At 59.8% G+C, this 18,164-nt stretch carries 13 protein-coding genes; 3 read left to right on the forward strand and 10 right to left on the reverse strand.

The window, feature by feature from the left end; all coding sequences use genetic code 11:
* Positions 1-69 precede the first annotated feature (69 nt).
* The 10 genes from SGJ19_11555 to SGJ19_11600 all read right to left on the reverse strand — a co-directional run bounded on the left by SGJ19_11555 (position 70) and on the right by SGJ19_11600 (position 14,478).
* The gene (locus SGJ19_11555) at positions 70-1,347 is read right to left on the reverse strand and encodes a hypothetical protein (GenBank protein ID MDZ4780880.1); all 1,278 of its coding nucleotides are present in this window, start codon (positions 1,345-1,347) and stop codon (positions 70-72) included.
* Between the two features lie 168 nt (positions 1,348-1,515).
* Positions 1,516-2,835, reverse strand: coding sequence for a prepilin-type N-terminal cleavage/methylation domain-containing protein (locus SGJ19_11560; GenBank protein ID MDZ4780881.1), 1,320 nt, complete (start codon positions 2,833-2,835; stop codon positions 1,516-1,518).
* Complete coding sequence (locus tag SGJ19_11565) at positions 2,835-3,920, reverse strand: type II secretion system protein (protein MDZ4780882.1); 1,086 nt, start codon at positions 3,918-3,920, stop codon at positions 2,835-2,837. Before SGJ19_11565 ends, SGJ19_11560 begins: the two co-directional genes overlap by 1 nt.
* A 147-nt stretch (positions 3,921-4,067) precedes the next feature.
* Entirely contained in the window at positions 4,068-5,066 is a 999-nt protein-coding gene (locus SGJ19_11570; protein ID MDZ4780883.1) for a type II secretion system protein, read from the reverse strand.
* Positions 5,067-5,452: 386 nt separating this feature from the next.
* On the reverse strand, positions 5,453-6,784 hold the full coding sequence (locus SGJ19_11575) for a type II secretion system F family protein (GenBank protein ID MDZ4780884.1): 1,332 nt from the start codon (positions 6,782-6,784) through the stop codon (positions 5,453-5,455).
* A 136-nt stretch (positions 6,785-6,920) separates the two neighbouring features.
* On the reverse strand, positions 6,921-8,642 hold the full coding sequence (locus tag SGJ19_11580; GenBank protein MDZ4780885.1) for an ATPase, T2SS/T4P/T4SS family: 1,722 nt from the start codon (positions 8,640-8,642) through the stop codon (positions 6,921-6,923).
* 178 nt (positions 8,643-8,820) lie between these two features.
* The gene (locus SGJ19_11585; GenBank protein ID MDZ4780886.1) at positions 8,821-9,957 is read right to left on the reverse strand and encodes a type IV pilus twitching motility protein PilT; all 1,137 of its coding nucleotides are present in this window, start codon (positions 9,955-9,957) and stop codon (positions 8,821-8,823) included.
* A gap of 498 nt (positions 9,958-10,455) precedes the next feature.
* Complete coding sequence (locus tag SGJ19_11590; GenBank protein MDZ4780887.1) at positions 10,456-12,180, reverse strand: ATPase, T2SS/T4P/T4SS family; 1,725 nt, start codon at positions 12,178-12,180, stop codon at positions 10,456-10,458.
* 508 nt (positions 12,181-12,688) lie between these two features.
* A complete protein-coding gene (locus SGJ19_11595; GenBank protein MDZ4780888.1) occupies positions 12,689-13,435 on the reverse strand; it encodes a hypothetical protein in 747 nt (248 codons plus the stop codon).
* A gap of 800 nt (positions 13,436-14,235) precedes the next feature.
* Positions 14,236-14,478 carry a hypothetical protein gene (locus tag SGJ19_11600; GenBank protein MDZ4780889.1) on the reverse strand — a complete coding sequence of 81 codons (243 nt, stop codon included), beginning with the start codon at positions 14,476-14,478 and terminating at the stop codon, positions 14,236-14,238.
* Between the two features lie 161 nt (positions 14,479-14,639).
* Between SGJ19_11600 and SGJ19_11605 the strand changes: the two genes are divergently transcribed.
* The 3 genes from SGJ19_11605 to SGJ19_11615 all read left to right on the forward strand — a co-directional run.
* Entirely contained in the window at positions 14,640-15,350 is a 711-nt protein-coding gene (locus tag SGJ19_11605; protein MDZ4780890.1) for a carbonic anhydrase, read from the forward strand.
* A gap of 11 nt (positions 15,351-15,361) precedes the next feature.
* Positions 15,362-17,341 carry a SulP family inorganic anion transporter gene (locus tag SGJ19_11610; GenBank protein MDZ4780891.1) on the forward strand — a complete coding sequence of 660 codons (1,980 nt, stop codon included), beginning with the start codon at positions 15,362-15,364 and terminating at the stop codon, positions 17,339-17,341.
* A 324-nt stretch (positions 17,342-17,665) separates the two neighbouring features.
* Positions 17,666-18,164: hypothetical protein (locus tag SGJ19_11615; GenBank protein ID MDZ4780892.1), on the forward strand; the 499-nt coding region annotated here is incomplete at its 3' end.

Below are 18,164 nucleotides of genomic sequence, written 5' to 3' on the forward strand. Positions count from 1 at the left end.
AGCATTCGCAGCGACGGCATGGAAGGCCGCGGCCGAATACCTGGCTGACGACTTTGGTTTCTCGTTCTCTCAGTTGCCTAACGAATCAATGCGTACCGTGCGTTCGTATACCGCGATGACGCCGTCGAAGATGGACGCCGATGTCGAATCTCCCTCGGGTCCACTCGCCAGCGCCACGAACCGGTTCATATCCCAATCAGCTCCATCAAGGGTGACGTCTCGGTGCGGATCTTCACCCGAGGGCGGATCGGTTACGCCCGAGCCATCGTCCACCGAAACGATGCGATACCATTTGGCCACCACAGGAGGTTGCGTCGGCGGCGGCGGAGTTGTCGGCCACGTGGACGTGTCCAACTTGCCGGTCACCAACAACCACTGGTTCGGTCGAAGGTCGCGGAGGTACTTGGGATCAGGATGAGACAAGTGCGCGCTGCCACCCCCGACGCCAGAACCGCCAAAGGTAATGGCCACGGTCCGCTCGGCCGGCGCTTCGGTGTCGTCCGCCGGCAGCAGTGAGATCGGCCGCTTGTAGAACACCACGACGGAAACATCGAACGTCCGAACCTTCCCAGACTTGTAACCAACCGACGAGTCGTAGACTTCATTGAACGCCGGGCTTGCCATGACGAGCCATGAGTAGTCGCCCACTGAAGTGGCGTTCAATCTCGCTTGTACTTCCTGCCGTTCGAATTGCTCCGAATTGGCAGCACTGTTAATCGTGTACTGTTGTGTCGGCCGAGCGTCCTGATCATCTGCGACGACATAGGATAGATCGTCATGTCCCCGGAAGATGCGATCGGAGAGGGATGAATCCTTGTCACGTTGGAGGTTGCTGTTCGACAACGTAGTCGGGTTGATACGAAACAGGTTGTTTGCGGGATCGAATTCCGGATACGGCATCAAGTCCGTCAACGACAGTCGCGGCAATCGCGGCACGTTCGCTAGGCCTGCGTCCGAAGCATCCAATGCAACGTTGTACGGAAAGGTTGCCGGCGAAGGCACGCCGTTGCTTCCGCCAAAGACGTAGTCGCGATTTCTGGGCTCGGCCAGCATCGCGGGGTCAATTACAAACGGCCCGGAGTAGATTCGCGACGCTTCTTGAGCGTTCAAATTCGAAATGTAATTTGGCCAGTAAACGTATTCCTGAGCGCTATCGTCATACGCGACCCAGTTTGTCTCGCGCAGCATGTCGCGCAGTAGCACTTCGCGGAAGGCGATTTTGCCGAGGGTGGCGCCGCGGTCGAGTTTGCCGGCTTCCAGGACTTCGAAGCGGCCGATCGGGATCAACGCCGCGAGGCCCAGGATGCCGACCGTCAGCACGAACACGGAGACCAGCACTTCGAGCAAGCTGATGCCGCGCCGTGTTCTCGTTCTGTCTGTAGCCGAGGTCTGTGACCTCGGTGTTGTGCGGCGCGAAGCGTGTAAGCGGCGCGTGGGCCCGGTGCGGCCGAGGTCACAGACCTCGGCTACCGAAGACGGATGTTGTGCGGTGGTGCGTCGGCTGGTTTGCATCGCCTAATTGCCTCCCATCGACTGCCCCTGCCGGGCGAACGCGCGAGCGTCAGGAATCAACAACCGCGCGTCGACCTCTAGCGGCGGCGGACTATTGACTTGCACGTCGCCGTCAAACACCGCCGCGTTCGGGTTCGTGGCCACCGCGCCGGTTTGGCTCTTCACGCCGATCCACAGGTTTTCGAGATCGAACCAGTTCGGAATCACATCCGGCCCTTCGCCCGGCGGCACCGTGAGGCCGACGGCTTCGCGGCGACCAACGAGGAATTGCACCGACGACGTCGGACGCGAACTGCTCCAGATGGTTGCATTGAGCGGCCCGCCCGCAGTCATGCCTTGATGACACCAAACGCGATCGATCGAACCGTTCGGCGCGAACAAGAGAATCACGGGCGAAAGATCGTTGTTGTCGAGCGGCGCGAAGTACGAACCTTGATCGACCCCGGAGACGCCGAGATCGACGACCGTGCCGACCGGCAACTGGTAGGAGATCGAGGCCGATTTGACCGGTTGGCGAATGATCTTGAATTGGTAGTCGCCCCTTCTCAATGCCGGTCGAAGGTGTGACATCCGCGCACTGTCGTAGCCGAGCGTCCAATTGATGTTGTTCGACACCTCGTACGAACTCGCGAGATTCGGCAATGGCTCCGTTGGGATGGGTGACGGCAGTTGAAAATAGACCGTCTTCGTTGGATCCTCCGAATTGATTTGAGTCGTCTGATTCGCCGACGCCGGATCGTAGCCGCCATTGTCATTTGAATCCGCAAATGGCTCGCCATTGTCCCACTGCCCGTTGGGCGGCAGCGGCGGATCCGGCGGGTTCGAGGGAGGTGGAGTTGGAGGAACATCTAGATAGGGTTCGCCGGACCAAAGGCGGAAGCGTTCTTTCCGATTGTTCAACTCGACCAGATCGCCTGGGCGAACGAGTGTCAGCCAATAGTTGTCGGGAAGCCATTGGGCACCGAACGCACCGACTTCGTAATGCCCAATGCCAATGATTTGCCCAAAATCATTGATCCGCATCACGGTGCGAGTATCACTTCCCGACCACGGCGGCGGGACTTGGACCATGTGCAGCAGCATCGAGGCCTGTGGCTCCGCTTCCAGGCGTTCGAACGAGACACCCACCGGGCGGCCGGTGACCATCGCGCGATTGCGGGCGGAGTTGATAAACGTGTTCACGCCGCGCGTACCTTCGCGCAACCGCCGCCCGCCCATCACCGGGCCCATCACCGGAATCACCGCGGCCGTGATCGCGAGAATGATCCCAATCACGACCAACAACTCAATCAACGTCACGCCCCGCCGCCTCATGGAAGTCACTAGCGCACCTCCAAGGCGTGGTTGGTGATGTTGTCCAAGTGGTCGAGCCCATCGCCGTCTTCGTCGAACGGACTTCCCATCATCCGATCGAGCGGCTTCCCACTGCTGCCGTCGGCCTTGGCGTACGGATCATTGGGCAAGGGCGCCGTTGTCGAGTAATCGAACACGTCGGGAGTTGTTGCTCGCGTGATATCCTGTTTTCCATCCGACCCAGCGGAATAGATCAGTGGCATCATTCGATAACCTCGCCACACATCATTCGCCATGGCCGCCGGCAATACAGATGAGCCCGGACTGTCCAACTTCAAGGGATCGAATGGATCATGATCCTCGACCCAATTGCCGGTGTGTAAATCCGTGAGCGCGTCGTCGCCCGTGCCGCTCAGACCGGGCGGCAGGTCCTGGGGATCCGATTGCCAGTTGTACGGTGGACCAGGCAGGAATCCCGGCGCCCAACGCAAAAACCGAATCGGCCGTCGCCAGCCGTCCACGAATTCCGGCATGCCGTCTTGATCGGTGTCGGCGATGTCCGACGGATTGATCCGCTGCCCGGCCATCGCGTCGTCACTGCCCATCGAGACGATCATGTATAGGCACTCTGCGTCTTCGAACTCGTTCGTCGGTCGCCTCAGTTGCCCTCCAAGCGTGTTCGCGTTGAATCTACGAAGATACGATTCTGAAAGCGCAGGAAGCTCCGTGAGTTTGAAACGACTTACTTCCGCAGCAGAACCAGGTGGCGCTTGTGGGTCTAGCGTACTCGTGACATCGCTCCAACGATCGGGCAATTCCAATCGCATCAGTTCGCGCTGCGCCCTTAGTCTGTCGAACGCATACTCGCCAGGCGTCTGGCCGGAGAGATTAATTTGCTTCATCGGCAACCGGCGCGTCTGATAAGATTCCCACCGCGACATCAACTGCGTGTGCAGCTTCGAGATCACGGCTCGGGTGCGTTGTTCTCGGGCGGTTTCTTGGGCGGACATGAGGGCGCCCATGGCCATAGCGACGATGATGCCGATCACGGTGACCGTGACCAGCAGCTCGACCAGCGTAAACCCACGCCGTGTTTGTCGCTCGTTGCCGTGCATAAAACAAAGTTCCAAAAGGCTTGCCCGCGAAACGTTATCTGTTGTGGCATGGTCTCCCGACCATGTCACGGGTCCGACCGAAGGTCTCCCGTTCGGCCGTCACCGGTCCAACGTGGCACGGTCGGGAGACCGTGCCACAACGAAGCTTTACGGCTTCTTTCCTTCCAAGTCCGCTTCGGCGAAGTTCGTCAGGTTATCGAGGTCGGTAATGTCGTAGTTGCTTGTGTCATTGCTGAAATTCGGGTTCATCTCTCCGCTCGGAAACAGGCGCGGCAACTGATTGCTCGGCGCACCAAAGAAACCGTCCAAGCCAGCGCAAATGATTTGAAACTTCTTGGGGTTCACCCACGAATTGACGGACTCGCTTGATCCGTAAGGTTTGCAAAAGCCCCAATCTGAAGTGGACCCCTTCGGATACTTGACCAAGTCAAGCGAGGAGTCGTCCCACTTCTTTGTGTAGCTCCGGGAGCTGAAATACACGTACGGAGGTCCGTTGCCCGCGCCAACATTGCCCGGCGGCACGTATTCGTACCAACCATCGCCGTCGCGATCGACCAGGCGTTCTTCATTGAAGTCATACAGGCCGTCGATACGCTTCGATTGCGCGGGGCCTTCAATGGGATTCGAGGCGTTCGCGCTAAATCCACGAAGCTTGGTTGAGTCCACATTTGGAGGAATGGAAAAACCGCCCAACCAAAACACAATTGCTTCCGCTGGATCAAGCCGATTTGCGCGGAATTTGTTCGGATCCGTGTTGGTCCATTGGCCTGCAGAGTTTCCGTACGGAGACTGAATTGCGAGATTGAGTTGTTTCCCGGCATAACGCGGAAATCGTTTCGCGAAATATCGCTTCACATCCGAATCGTAGTAGCGCTCAACCGAGTTCAAATCGTACGGCGGGCTCGGATCGCTGTTTGTCGGATCGAACAACGCAAAATCCGGCGGAAACGCATTTCCTGCCTCGCTCGCCAGGCGGCTCATCGCCATGTCGAGTTGATTGATTTCCGCGGTGATTTGCGCTTTCTGCGCTTTCGCGCGTGCGTTAAAGACCGCCGGGGTGATCAGTGCGACCAGGATGCCGATGATGACGATCACGGCCAGGAGTTCGACGAGCGTGAAGCCGCTACGGCTGCTGCGACGGTTCATGTTTCCACCTAGGTCCTTGAGTTGGCGACCGAGTTCCACGCGGCCCGCTCAGTTGGTTCGTATCGTGTTGTCCCGAGGGAGGCGGCTCCGTCGCCGAAGGCAAGGCCCGCGGCTTCTCGTCCGCGAATGCACATGTCTCAAGCTCCTCCGCCGCCCGACGACGGAGCCGCCTCCCCCGAGGTTGTTCGTTTCTTCAATCCTTGTCGTGGCATGGTCGGGAGTTTGTTGTGGCATGGTCTCCCGACCGTGCCACCGTCTCGACCGCAGGTCTCCCAATTCCGGGCGTCACCTGGTTGCCGTGGCACGGTCGGGAGACCGTGCCACAACAAATTTGCTTCGTGCCACAACATTTCACCGACAGCATTTCACTGACAACATTTCATTTTCTACGCCAAGGTTTCAATCAGGCCGATCAGCGGCATGAACAACGCCACGACGATGAAGCCGACGGCGCCGCCCAAGACCACGATCAGCAAGGGTTCGATGAGCTTGGTCAAGCTTTCGGTCAACACGGCGACCATTTCGTCGTACGTGTCGGCAACTTTGTAGAGCATCGTATCGAGCTCGCCGGTTTCCTCGCCGACGTCCACCATGTTCACGACCAGGTCGTCGACGATTCGCTGATTCACCTTCATCAGGTAAAACAGCGGGCCGATGACCGGCACGAAGATAAACCACAGGATCAACGTGATCGGATTGAACCGCGGCCGGGAGTGTTCCTTCATCGGCCGGGCGATCGATTCACCTTCGCGGATCGCGTCGTAAATCTTCCCGTACATATTCTCGAAGATGTAGTTGCCGGAGGTTTCCTTGGTGATGTTCAGGGCTTCCAAGATCGGTACGCCGCTGGAGACCAGCGTGCCCAACGTGCGGGTGGTTCGCGCGACGATGTTCTTCTCGATGATCTGTCCGAACACCGGCATCTTGAGGATGAATTGATCCCACCCGGCGCGCCCGGCCTCGAATTTTCGCAGCAGCTTGATGCAGAGCCCGAACACGACCGGAAACAGCGGCAGCGTGTACCAGTAGTTACCGACGAAGGACGAGATCGCGACCAGCAACAGCGTGATCGGCGGCAGTTCGGCTTCGAAGTCGGTAAAGATCTTGATGAACGCCGGCACGATGAAATACATAATGCCGGTCACGATCGCCACGGCGACGGTGACGACCATCACCGGGTAGATCATGGCGCCGACGACTTTCCGTTTCAGCGCTTGCGACTTCTCCTGGAACTCGGCCAGACGACGGAGAATGACTTCCAAGGCGCCGCCGGCCTCGCCGGCCTTGATCATGTTCACATAGAGTCGATCGAAGGCCTTCGGGCACTTGGCCATGGCCTCCGACAGCGTGGCCCCGGCTTCGATTTCATCGCAGACGTCGATCAGCGCATTCTTGAGCGCGCCGCCTTTTTGCTGGCCTTCCAGAATGCGGAGGCTGCGCAGAATCGGCAGGCCGGCGTCTTGCAGAATGGACAATTGCCGCGTGAACGTGGTCAACAGCTTGCCGCCCACGCCGCCCAGCGCGAACGACTTCTTGCGCCCGCCGTCCTTTTTCTTTTCGACCGTGCCTTTTCGGGCTTTCTTGACGGTGATCTTCGTGACGAAGTATCCCATCGCCCGGATTGTCTGCTGCGCCTCTTCTTCATTGGCGAGCTCGTCGGTGACGCCTTTGACTTCTTGCCCCTGGGCGTCCATCGCTTCGTACTGAAAGACGGGCATGGCACTGTCCTAATGCTGCGTGGCTGCTGTGTGGATGTGAATGTTGTGTGTATTCAAGTGATGAGTGCAGAGTGATGAGTGATGAGTTTTAGGAACGGATAATTCATCATTCTTCATTCCGCATTCATCAGTTCCCTTATCCGTCCACGACCGTTTCTCGAATCACTTCTTCCAACGTTGTCGTACCGAGGTAACATTTTTCCAGGCCGTTGTCGCGGAGGGTGATCATTCCGTAGCTGACGGCCGAGTTGCGCAATTCATCCGTCGAGGCGTTCTGCACGATCATGTCGCGCAACTCGTCGTTCATGATCATCAACTCGAACAACCCGACGCGTCCCTTGTAGCCGGTATTGTTGCAGCCTTCACAGCCGCGACCTTTGAAGAACTTCTTGCCCACGATGGCGTCGGGCGTGAGTCCCACGTCGAACAGCATTTCCGTCGTCGGCTGCTGTTCTTCCTTGCAGCGCTGGCAGACGCGCCGGACCAGCCGCTGGGCGAGGATCGCCTCGACCGTGGCGGTAATCAAGAACGGCTGTACGCCCATGTCTTTCATGCGCGTGATCGTGCTGGGGGCGTCGTTCGTGTGCAACGTGCTGAACACCATGTGGCCGGTGAGCGACGCCTGCACGGCGATCTCAGCGGTTTCCAAGTCGCGAATCTCGCCGACCAGGATGCGATCGGGATCCTGCCGGAGAATCGACCGCAGGCAGGCCGCGAAGCTGTTGCCGATCGAATGGTCGATCGGCACCTGGATGATGCCGTCGATGTCGTACTCGATCGGGTCTTCGGTCGTGATCAGCTTGTCTTCGATGTGATTCAATTCGCTGAGCGCGGAATACAGCGTCGTCGTTTTGCCGGAGCCCGTCGGCCCGGTGACGAGCACGATCCCGTTCGGCTTGCCGATCACCTTGCGGAAATCGGCCAGAATGTCCTGATCCATGCCGACCGCGTTCAGGTCGAGCTTCACTACGCTGCGGTCGAGCACTCGCATGACGACGCTCTCGCCGAACATCGTCGGCAGCACCGCCACGCGCAAGTCGACGGGATGTCCGCCGACACTGAGCTCGATGCGGCCGTCCTGCGGCAAGCGGCGCTCGGCGATATCGAGGTTCGCCATGACCTTGATGCGGGTCGTGATCGCGAAAGCCAGATGGCGCGGCGGCGGCACCATTTCGTAGAGCACGCCATCGGCCTTGATGCGGATCTTGAATTCGTTCTCGAACGGTTCAAAGTGCAAATCGCTCGCGTGGTCCTTGATGGCCAACAACAGCACCATGTTGAGGAGCTTACGGACCGGCGCGCTATCGGCCAGCGCTTCGACGCTGGTCAGATCGATCGGACCTTCTCTGCCGATCAACTCCGCGGCGGCGGCCAGTTCCTCGTCGTTCTCCATCTGGTTGATCACGTTCTCGACGCTGTCGGTCGAGGCCGCGTAATACCGGTCGAGGGCGACCTTGATGTCCCGTTCGGTCGCCACGACCGAACGGATGTCATAGCCCAGGAAGTTGCGCAGCTCGTCGACGATCGACAACTTCTGCGGATCGCACATCGCCACGACCAACGTGCCGTCGCGGAAGCTGATCGGGCAGATGCGATACAGTTGCGCCATCGGCTCGGTGACGTAGCCCAGCACTTCGGGCGGGATCACGACGTCCGCCAGGCTGATGGCCTGCATATTCAACTGTTCGGCCAGCGCCTGCGCCACCTGGTCGTCGGTGATCAGGTTCATTTCCTCGGCGACCTTGCCCAACAACATGTCGGGCCGATTGGAGTGCTGCTCTTCGAGCAACAGTTCCAATTGGTCGTCGTTGATAAAACCCAAGTCGACGAAAATCTGTCCGATACGGCGAATGGCCATGAGTGTCAGCGCTGAGGAGAATAGTCGTGAGTTTTGGTGTCAGTCGTGCGGCGTGAGTAGACGCTTGTTTTGAATGTCGAATTTCTAAATCCGAATGACGAATCAATGACGAATGCTTAAATGACTGAATGAAGGCAAATCACCGCTTCTTCGACATTCGGATTTCGTCATTCCTTTACTACCCGTGCCCGCCGGCGCCTTCAGGTTTCGCTGGTCCGCCGCCTTCGCCGTCTTCGTCGAACAGGCCGCGTTCCGCTGAAGCGATGCGGGCCGCCAGCTCCGCGGGGTTGTTGGACTTCGCCAAACATTCTTCCTTGATGCATGTACCGTTTTTCCAGAGCGAGAAGAGCGCATCGTCCATCAGGATCATGCCTTGCTTGGCGCCGGTTTGGATGGCCGACGTGATGCGGAACGTCTTGTTCTCACGGATCAAGTTGCCGATGGCCGGATTGACGACCAGCATCTCATACGCGGCGACGCGCCCGCCGCCGATCTTGGGCAGCAGGGCCTGCGACAAGATGCCGATGATCGACACGGAAAGCTGCGTGCGAATCTGGTCCTGCTGATTCGTGGGGAACACGTCGATGATGCGGTTCACGGTGCCCTGGGCGCCCGTCGTATGCAGCGTGCCGAACACGACGTGCCCCGTTTCGGCGGCGGTGATGGCCGCTTCGATCGTTTCCAAGTCGCGCATTTCGCCGACGAGGATCACGTCCGGGTCCTGACGCAATGCCCGGCGAATCGCCTCGGCGAAGCTCGGCACGTCGACGCCCACCTCGCGCTGATTGACCGTCGATTTCTGATGGTAGTGGTAGAACTCGATCGGGTCTTCGATCGTGATGATGTGATGATCGAGGGTCTCATTGATGTAATTGATCATGCTCGCCAGCGAGGTGCTCTTTCCGGAGCCGGTCGGTCCGGTCACCAGAAACAGCCCGCGGGGACGCGTGATCAACTCCTTGCAAACCGACGGCAAACCCAGCTGCTCCATGGTGAGGAACTTGTTGGGAATCTGCCGGAGCACCATGCCCACGTTGCCGCGCTGCTTGAAAATCGACACGCGGAACCGGGCCGCCGAGCCGAAAGCGAACCCAAAGTCCGCCCCGCCGACTTCCTGAAGTTCCTGCTGGCATCGCTCTGGGGCGATGCTCTTCATCAGGCCGACGGTGTCATCGGGCGTGAGCACCTTGGTTTCCAGCTTCCGCATCCGCCCGTGCAAGCGGACGACCGGCGGTTGGCCGACGGAAATGTGCAGGTCGCTGGCCCCTTGGTTGACCACGGTCTGCAACAACTTGTCGATCAGCAGTGTGCCCATACGCGGTTCGCAACACCCTCTGGCAAAGAATGAACTGGCGTGGTCAGAACCCAGGGCGGCAAACTGGCCTCGGCCGCCGTGGGTACGTCGAAAAAGTTAGCGCGGCGTCGGAGCGCGCGCCGTCACCGGTTGGCGACAACACGTCCCCACGCTTCACTAGCAAGTCAAACTTGGAATTCCGGCTATGAGAGATATGAATGCCCGCCCTGGGGAAAGGTCCATCAGCACGCGCGACGCTTGCTCATCAGCGCGGCCTAAGAGGCCCGGACCACTTCCCGTGACGCCTTCATTATTCGCTGAGTCGAATCACTCCGACAACTTTTTGCTCAATCTGTCTCAAAATTCGGTTGGCAACTCGGCGAGGCCCCGCCGCATTTAGCGTGGCCTAGGCGGCTCATCTCCTGGGCAACGCTTCCTATTTCATTTGCGAAGTGGACGGGCCGTCCGACGATCCATCGCAAGTCGCGATGGCTGCCACGCCAAGCTCAGGGGCGGGGCTTAGGCGACTCGATCACCCTCGGTCTTCTTCGAAACTCGTAGCACTTCTTCGATGCTGGTGATCCCTTTCATCGCTTTCAACATGCCGTCGCGGTAAAGGGTACTCATACCGGCCGCAACTGCCGCCTTACGAATGTTTTGTGACGATTCTCCCTTGAACGCCAGCTCCCGGATCTTGCCCGTCATGAGCATCATCTCGTAGATGCCCATGCGTCCCCGATAGCCCGATTTCTGACAGTTTCCGCAGCCCTTTCCCTTCATAAAGGTGGCCTTCGCGGCGGCCTCCGGTGAGATCCCCGCCGCTTCCAACTGAGCCTCGCTGGGCAGATACGGTTGCTTGCATTTCATGCAAATCACGCGCACCAAACGCTGGGCGAGAATGGCAATCACGCTGCTTGCGACCAGATATGCCGGCACGCCCATGTCGACCATGCGCGTAATAGCACTGGGCGCATCGTTCGTATGTAGTGTACTGAAGACCAAGTGTCCAGTCAAAGATGCTTGAATGCCCATCTCCGCTGTCTCGCTGTCACGCATCTCGCCGACCAAGATGATATTGGGCGCCTGCCGCAGCATGGAACGGATGATCCGCGCGAAGTCGAGCCCGATGCTGTGGCGAACTTCGACCTGATTGATGCCCGGCAGGTAGTACTCGACCGGGTCCTCGGCGGTGATGATTTTCCGGTCCGGGCGGTTCAAGTCGTTGAGCGCGGCGTACAGCGTCGTGGTCTTTCCGGAACCAGTCGGCCCGGTGACGAGGATGATCCCGTTCGGGCGTCGAATCAGGTTTTGCATCACCCGGAAGTCGGCCTCCGAGAGCCCCAGCTGCCGCAAACCGACTTTGATGCTGTCTTTATCCAGAATACGCATAACCACGGATTGACCGTGGTTAGTCGGCAGCACGCTGACGCGGAGATCGAGCTCTTTCTCGCCGACCGTCACCTTGATCCGCCCGTCCTGGGGGCGTCGCCGCTCGGCGATGTCCATCTTGGCGAGAATCTTGAGACGTGACAGCACGGCGCCCAACAACCGTCTGGGGGGGCTATCGCGTTCGACCAGCACGCCGTCGATCCGGTAGCGGACCCGGATGCGATCCTCAAATGGCTCAATGTGGATGTCCGAAGCCCGCAGCTGGACGCCTTCGGTGATGATCAACTGCACCAAGCGGACGATTGGCGCGCTGGTTTCGTCAACGATTTCCTCGCCCCCCCGGGCGTCATCGACCGTTTCCGTGAAGTCGATGGCGGTGTCCGTGAACTCCTGAAGCATGGAGTCGGCCGACTCGCCTTCGGTCTGCCCGTAATTGCGATTGATGGCCTCCAGGATTTGCTCGCGCGGCGCCAGGGCGATCCGCACGTCGCGATTCAGGATAAATCGCAGCTTTTCCTGGGTATCGTAATCGAGCGGATCGTCCACGATCACGGTCAGTGTGCCGTCGTTCTCGGCCAGCGGTAGGACGCAGTTTTCCCGCGCGACCGACTCCGGCAGCAACTCCACAACTGACGGCGGAATCTTGACTTCCGCGAGATTGACGTATTCCAGCCCGTGCTCCTGGGCCAACGCACGGGCCACGTCGTTGCTATCGGCATAACCGAGCCGGATCAGAGCGTCGGCGATTTTGGTGCGCTGCTGCTTGGCGAGCTGCTCGGCCTCCGCCAATTGGTCCGGGCTGATGATCTTCAGACGGATCAGGATCTCGCGAAAATCGAGCTTCTTGGCAGCCATAGTCCGTAGCTGTCCTTCTTGCTAAGTGGAGCTAGCCAGCCCGCGATGCGGGAAGCGTTCTCCGGGTAAACAGAACGAGCCCAGCCCAATGCGGAATTCCACGTTGCGGCGCGACGGCCGCACCGCAGGCGCAAACCATGGCGCACACAGCACTTCGATATCGCACTGTGATTACTACAGGCCGCTGCCCAACCGGTCGTGGAGAGGAGCGTTCCGAGGAGCGGCCCAAATGCCTCTTCCGTATTCCAATCGCCGAATTCGCTTCCGTGGCTCTCTGGCAACGGGGCCAGAAAATCGGCGATCGCCGCGCAACCGAACGACGCTAACTTCCGCAACAGTCCAGACTAATGATGGCTCAACGGCGTGTCAACCAAAGCCTGCCCAAAGCGCCATGATTGCCTGATTGATGAGACCTCATAACCTTGCGGCGGTTGACAAAAAAAGCCCTCCTCACCCGAAGCGGGGAGGAAGGCTGTTTGATTGGGTCGTCTAAGAGCGCCGCTTTGAACTAGCGGAACTTCGCGTCCGCGTCCAGAATCTGAGCTCGCAGCGACTCGCGCAGCCGGTCGAGTTCCGCCCGCAGTTCCTCGTTTTCCCTTTGCAGGTCGCGCTCCGGTTTGGGAGCGGATTTCCACGGTGAAGCCCCCACCGGGGACAACGACCATTCGAGGCCAGCCGTGCGGGCTTCGAGTCTCAGTTCCGTGGCGACTTCGCGCAATTGGTCGGCCCGGAAGTACATTTCGCAATCTTCCAGTTGATCGGCTGACTCGGCCATCTGCCGGCTCACTCGACGCAACAACAGAATCAACTCCTCGGAAGGCGCCCCTTGGGCCGTTTGTGGCGAGGCGCCAGGCGTCCAAGTGACGGCTTCGGAGGTGGCTTCGCACGGGGCGGCGAGGCATTCGCCGGCGGCTTCCGAGGCACGGACTTCCGCCACGAAAGCATCCTTTGCGGTTAATTCCGTCGTGGTGTCGATCGGCTGATAAACCGTGCCCATCAACGTACCGAGACCCATGCGATCGCGAATCTCCAGCAGAATCTCGGCTGGTTCGCCGGGCTGGATTTCGTCCTGCGGTTCCGCAACGGCGGGGAGCCTGTCAAAACTCAATCGCCCCTGCTGGTCGCAGCCGAAGTTGCCGCATTCAGGCTGCCACGATAACGAACTGCCGGACGGCGCCCCTCCGCTCGTAACGTAAGGACATTCGGAATCCAAATAGGCGGTCAATTCCACGCCACTTTCGCTGCCAGGGATCACGGTCCAGTCTCCCCAGCATCCCGACCAAAGGTTTTCGGATTGAGCATCGAGCCAGGTCAGAATCGAGTTGCAAGACTTGCAGCAGTTTGCGCAACAGCCGCCGTCGCACGAGGCCTTGTCACTTGGCATGGCAAACAATTCGGCCGGCGGCTCGTCGGCCAAGGTTTGGGAGGCTGAGCATAGCGACCATACGAGAGCCGCCAATCCGAGCGAGTGAAGTCCGTTCCGCTGTCGCATGGCGCAATCCTTTGTTCGAAAAACATTCCGAGATTCTGGCCGGGCCGCGAGAGCAGCCCGCCTCCGGAGCGGGCGGATTATAGGAGTGTCGCGCAATCGAACCCAAGACCAATTCGTCCCCTCTATTGCCACCACTTCCGACTTGTCTTGCGATTTGTTAAACCGTTGCAAATTCACATCTTAGAGTTGACAAGCGACCATAAACTTCGATCTTGCAAAAGGATTGCGGACGACCCAAGGGTGAAACCGCCTCATGCGGGGGATGCCGGAAGTGCGATGAAGCGAAGTGGAAACCTCGATACCGGACAAACCTTGCAGTTGTTTCTTACGTAGTGGCTCGCGTACACTGGCAGTGGTCCGCGGCATTGTGCGGACTGCCCAATTCAAATCGCGCCCGTATCTTTGCCGCCTATGAATTACCGCTCCCCGAACAACTTGTGCGCCAAAGCCGCGGATGTTTCGCGACTGGTAGCGCATTGGTTGCAGGTGGCGGTATTGGTTTGGCTTGGCGCGACACTCGTCTTGACCAATCCAGGCGTCGTCTTGTTAGTCGCGGCGAACCCTTATGAAACGGACGCTCCGGAGGAATCCGAACGGACGTCCATCGACGAGTCTTGCGCATCTTCCACGACGCGCCGGACTTGCCCGCGCCAACTGATCTGCCGCCGCGTCTTGATTTCGTGCGTGGCAATCGCTCCATCGACGCCGCTACCGGCGGCGGGTTCGCAAAGGCGACACGATTCTCGTCCCATGCCCGACGCGCAACTCGGCGCCGGCGTGCCGTTGCGCTGTTGATCGAGCGACAAGCTTCTCTGGCCGATTCTCGCCGCGTCACGTCTCACTGAACGACGAACCGCGGCGCTTCGATTGCCAATTCGCGTAGCTTTCGTGTGGCCGCGGCCGTTGTCGCGCACCGCGCCAGGGTTCGCGAATCGGCTCACCCTCACATCCAACCAGCGGTGCAAGCATGGAAAAGATCCTTCGCGGCGTCCACGAGTTTCAAACTCAGGACTTTCCGCCCCAGCGGGAATATTACGAAAAGCTCGCGGCCAAGCAGCAAAAGCCGATCGCGCTGTTCATCACCTGTTCCGATAGCCGCGTGATTCCGCATCAAATCACGCGCACGGAGCCCGGCGACCTGTTTCAATTGCGCACGGCGGGCAACATCATTCCGCCGTACGGCGCCGTGGTCAGCGGCGAAAGCGCCACGGTGGAGTATTCGATCGCCGTGCTGGGCGTGAAGAACATCATCGTCTGCGGTCATTCGCAGTGCGGCGCCATCAAGGCGCTGATCGAGGCCGAGAACCTGGATGAACTGCCGGCCGTGAAGAGTTGGTTCGCCCACGCGGAATCGACGCGCCGCATCGTGCGCCAAAAATACGAACACCTCTCGTCGGCCGAGCGAGCCGTCGCCGCTACGGAGGAGAATGTGCTCGTCCAGATGAACAATCTGAGCACGCATCCTTACGTCGCGGCCCGATTGGCAACCGGGGACCTGAACATCTATGGCTGGTACTACGACATCGCCACGGGCCAGATTCTGCAATACGATCAGCCGGAAGGCGAATTCCTGCCGTTCGACGGCGAAGTGCGGGCCGCGGCTCCGTTGCCGCTGCGCGGTCGCATGACTGGCAATGGGTTGAGACTCGCCAAGGCGATGAACGGGTCGGGCGAATGAACGGAAGATCGATGAAGGATTCGGAAACCAAGCCCGGGTTCGCACGCCATTGGCGCGACGACTTGTTGGCGTCCATCGTCGTGTTCCTCGTAGCGCTGCCATTGTGCATGGGCATCGCCATCGCCTCCGGCGCGCCCGTCGCTGCCGGGTTGGTCACGGGGATCATCGGCGGTCTGATCGTCGGCTCCCTCGCCGGAAGCCCGTTGCAGGTCTCCGGGCCGGCGGCGGGCTTGACGGTGATCGTCTACGAGTTGATCGCCAAACACGGCATTGAGACCTTGGGCGTAGTGGTGTTGTTCGCCGGGCTGATTCAACTTGCCGCCGGCGCTGCGCGGCTAGGGCAATGGTTTCGTGCTGTTTCGCCTGCGGTCATTCACGGCATGCTCTCGGGCATCGGCGTGTTGATCTTCGCCAGTCAATTCCACGTGATGGTGGATGACAAGCCGCGCGAGAACGGTGTGCGCAATGTCGCCACCATTCCTGAGGCGATCGCCAAAGGCTTGCCGCTGCCTGGGTTCGTGCCGCCGGAGATCCGCGCCGAGCGTAAGAATCTGCTGCGCGAGCTGGGAGACGTGCATGAGCGGCAATTCGAAATCGCCGCCTGGGTGGCGGAGCGCGTCTCGATCGCCGGCTCCGAAGAGGAGCATCAGCAGCAGGCCAAGTCGTTGGCGGAACTGGTGACTGCGCAAGAGGAAGTCCTTAAGCAACTGCATGGCGTAGAAGAGCGCATCGAAGAATTGAACGAGCATGATCCGGCGAAGGCAAATCGACCGGATCGTGAAGCCGCGCTCGCGGCCGCAGTCGTCGCCACCGAGGCCGCGCTCGCTGAATTGAAGTTGCCGCATACGGAGAAGGTAGAAGTTACCCAACGCACGGCCGTAGCGGCGATCGGCAACGTGGCGAACAGCCTCAAGAGCCATGAGTGGGCGGCGAAAGTCGGCATTCTGACGATCTTAGTGATCGTCGCCTGGCAGGCGCTTGCGCGCGGGCGACTCAAGATGGTTCCCGCGCCGTTGTTGGCCGTTGTGGCCGCAACGGCCGTGGCGGCTTGGCTGAGCTTGCCGGTGCTGTATGTGGAAGTGCCGGAACGCTTGATGGACGGGCTGCACATCGTCAATTGGACGTCGCTGCGCGATTTGCCGGTGGGCTCGTTAGCGCTGAATGCATTGATGATCGCTGTGATTGCCAGCGCCGAGACTTTGCTCTGCGCCTCCGCGGTCGATCGCATGCACTCAGGCCCGCGCACCAAGTACGACCAAGAGTTGATGGCCCAAGGTATCGGCAACGTGTTCACCGGCATGGTTGGCGGGCTGCCGATGACGGGCGTGATCGTGCGCAGCGCGGCCAACGTGCAGGCCGGCGGCAAGTCGCGGCTGTCGACCATTTTGCATGGAGCGTGGCTGCTGATCTTCGTCGTCGCGCTCGGCTTTCTGTTGAAGCTGATCCCCACGGCGTGCCTAGCCGGCATTCTGGTCTATACCGGCTATAAGCTGATCAATCCGAAGAGCTTCATTACCTTGTGGAAGCAGGATCGCGGCGAAGCGATCGTCTACGCGATCACCGTGATCATGGTCGTCAGCACCGATCTGTTGATCGGCGTGGCGACCGGCATTGTACTGGCTGCGCTCAAGTTGGTACTCACCTTCTCGAACCTGCGCGCCAAGCTACAAGTGAACGCTGCGGAATCTCGTGCAATGCTTTCGCTGGCCGGAGCTGCGACGTTTATTCGGCTCCCGGTGCTGGTCGACGAGCTGGATCGCGTGCCGGCAGGCGTCGAGCTGCATGTCGACTTCCAGCGGCTCGACTTTATCGATCACTCGTGCCTGGAAACCTTGATGAACTGGGCAAAGCAGCACGAGTCGAATGGGGGGCGACTGGTGATCGATTGGGACTCGCTGCACGCGCGCATCGGTCGCGATGCAGCGCATTTGGCGCCGTCGATGGAGTCGCGCCCTCTACCCAGGCCGCATGTGGGCGCGACGAAGGAATAGCCAGGCGCAAGCTATGTGTTTTGTCAAAGTTTGAAGTCCGAGCTACTTGAAAGCGTGGGTGGCTGGGGTCGAGCGTACTCGCTTGCCCCCGGCGCGCTGGATCTGGGGGCGAATGAGTACATTCGACCCCAGCCACCCTGCCAACAGGCTGACGCCCCGCAGAGTTTGCCTGATCGGCATGACCGTTCCATCGCCGCGCGTCGGCCACTCTTTGCGACGGCTTTTGCCGTTGCGACCGTCGTGATCGCTTTGTCCTTGCGACGATAGAAGCCCATGGCGGTGCGCTCCCATTGCGTCGCCATGCTTCTGGCAAAGGATGGCGGTATGAAGCGTCATGGATGGAAGCTGTTCGCGCTTTGCGGCATGTTGTCCTGGTCCGCCACGGCTTCGGCCGACGGCGTCATTCGCGACGGACTTGGAGCGCGGTCGACCGGACGCGGCGGCACGAACATCGCTTTCGCCGATACGGGCGTCATCATCTACGACAACCCAGGCGGCATGACGAACGTCGCCGGTTGCGGACTGGCCGAGGCTGGCTTCGATATCCTGCTGCCCAGTACCGTCTATGGCGACGCCGACAATCCGGGCGGCGTGGACGGCGCTGACAACCCGTTTCCCGCGGGGCAGGTCTCGATTATTCGCAAGTTCAATGGGGGGCGTCTGGCGCTCGGCGCCGGCTTCTTCGCGCCGGCCGGATTTGGTTCGGACTACTTGATGAACGGCCCGGCGCCTTTTTTCACGGGACCGCAACAGTACAAGTCGCTCGGCATGATGATGAAGCTATTGCCCGGCGCCGCGTATCAGGTGACCGATCGCTTGAGCG

The organism is Planctomycetia bacterium, assembly GCA_034440135.1.
In the GTDB taxonomy this organism is placed as follows: domain Bacteria; phylum Planctomycetota; class Planctomycetia; order Pirellulales; family JALHLM01; genus JALHLM01.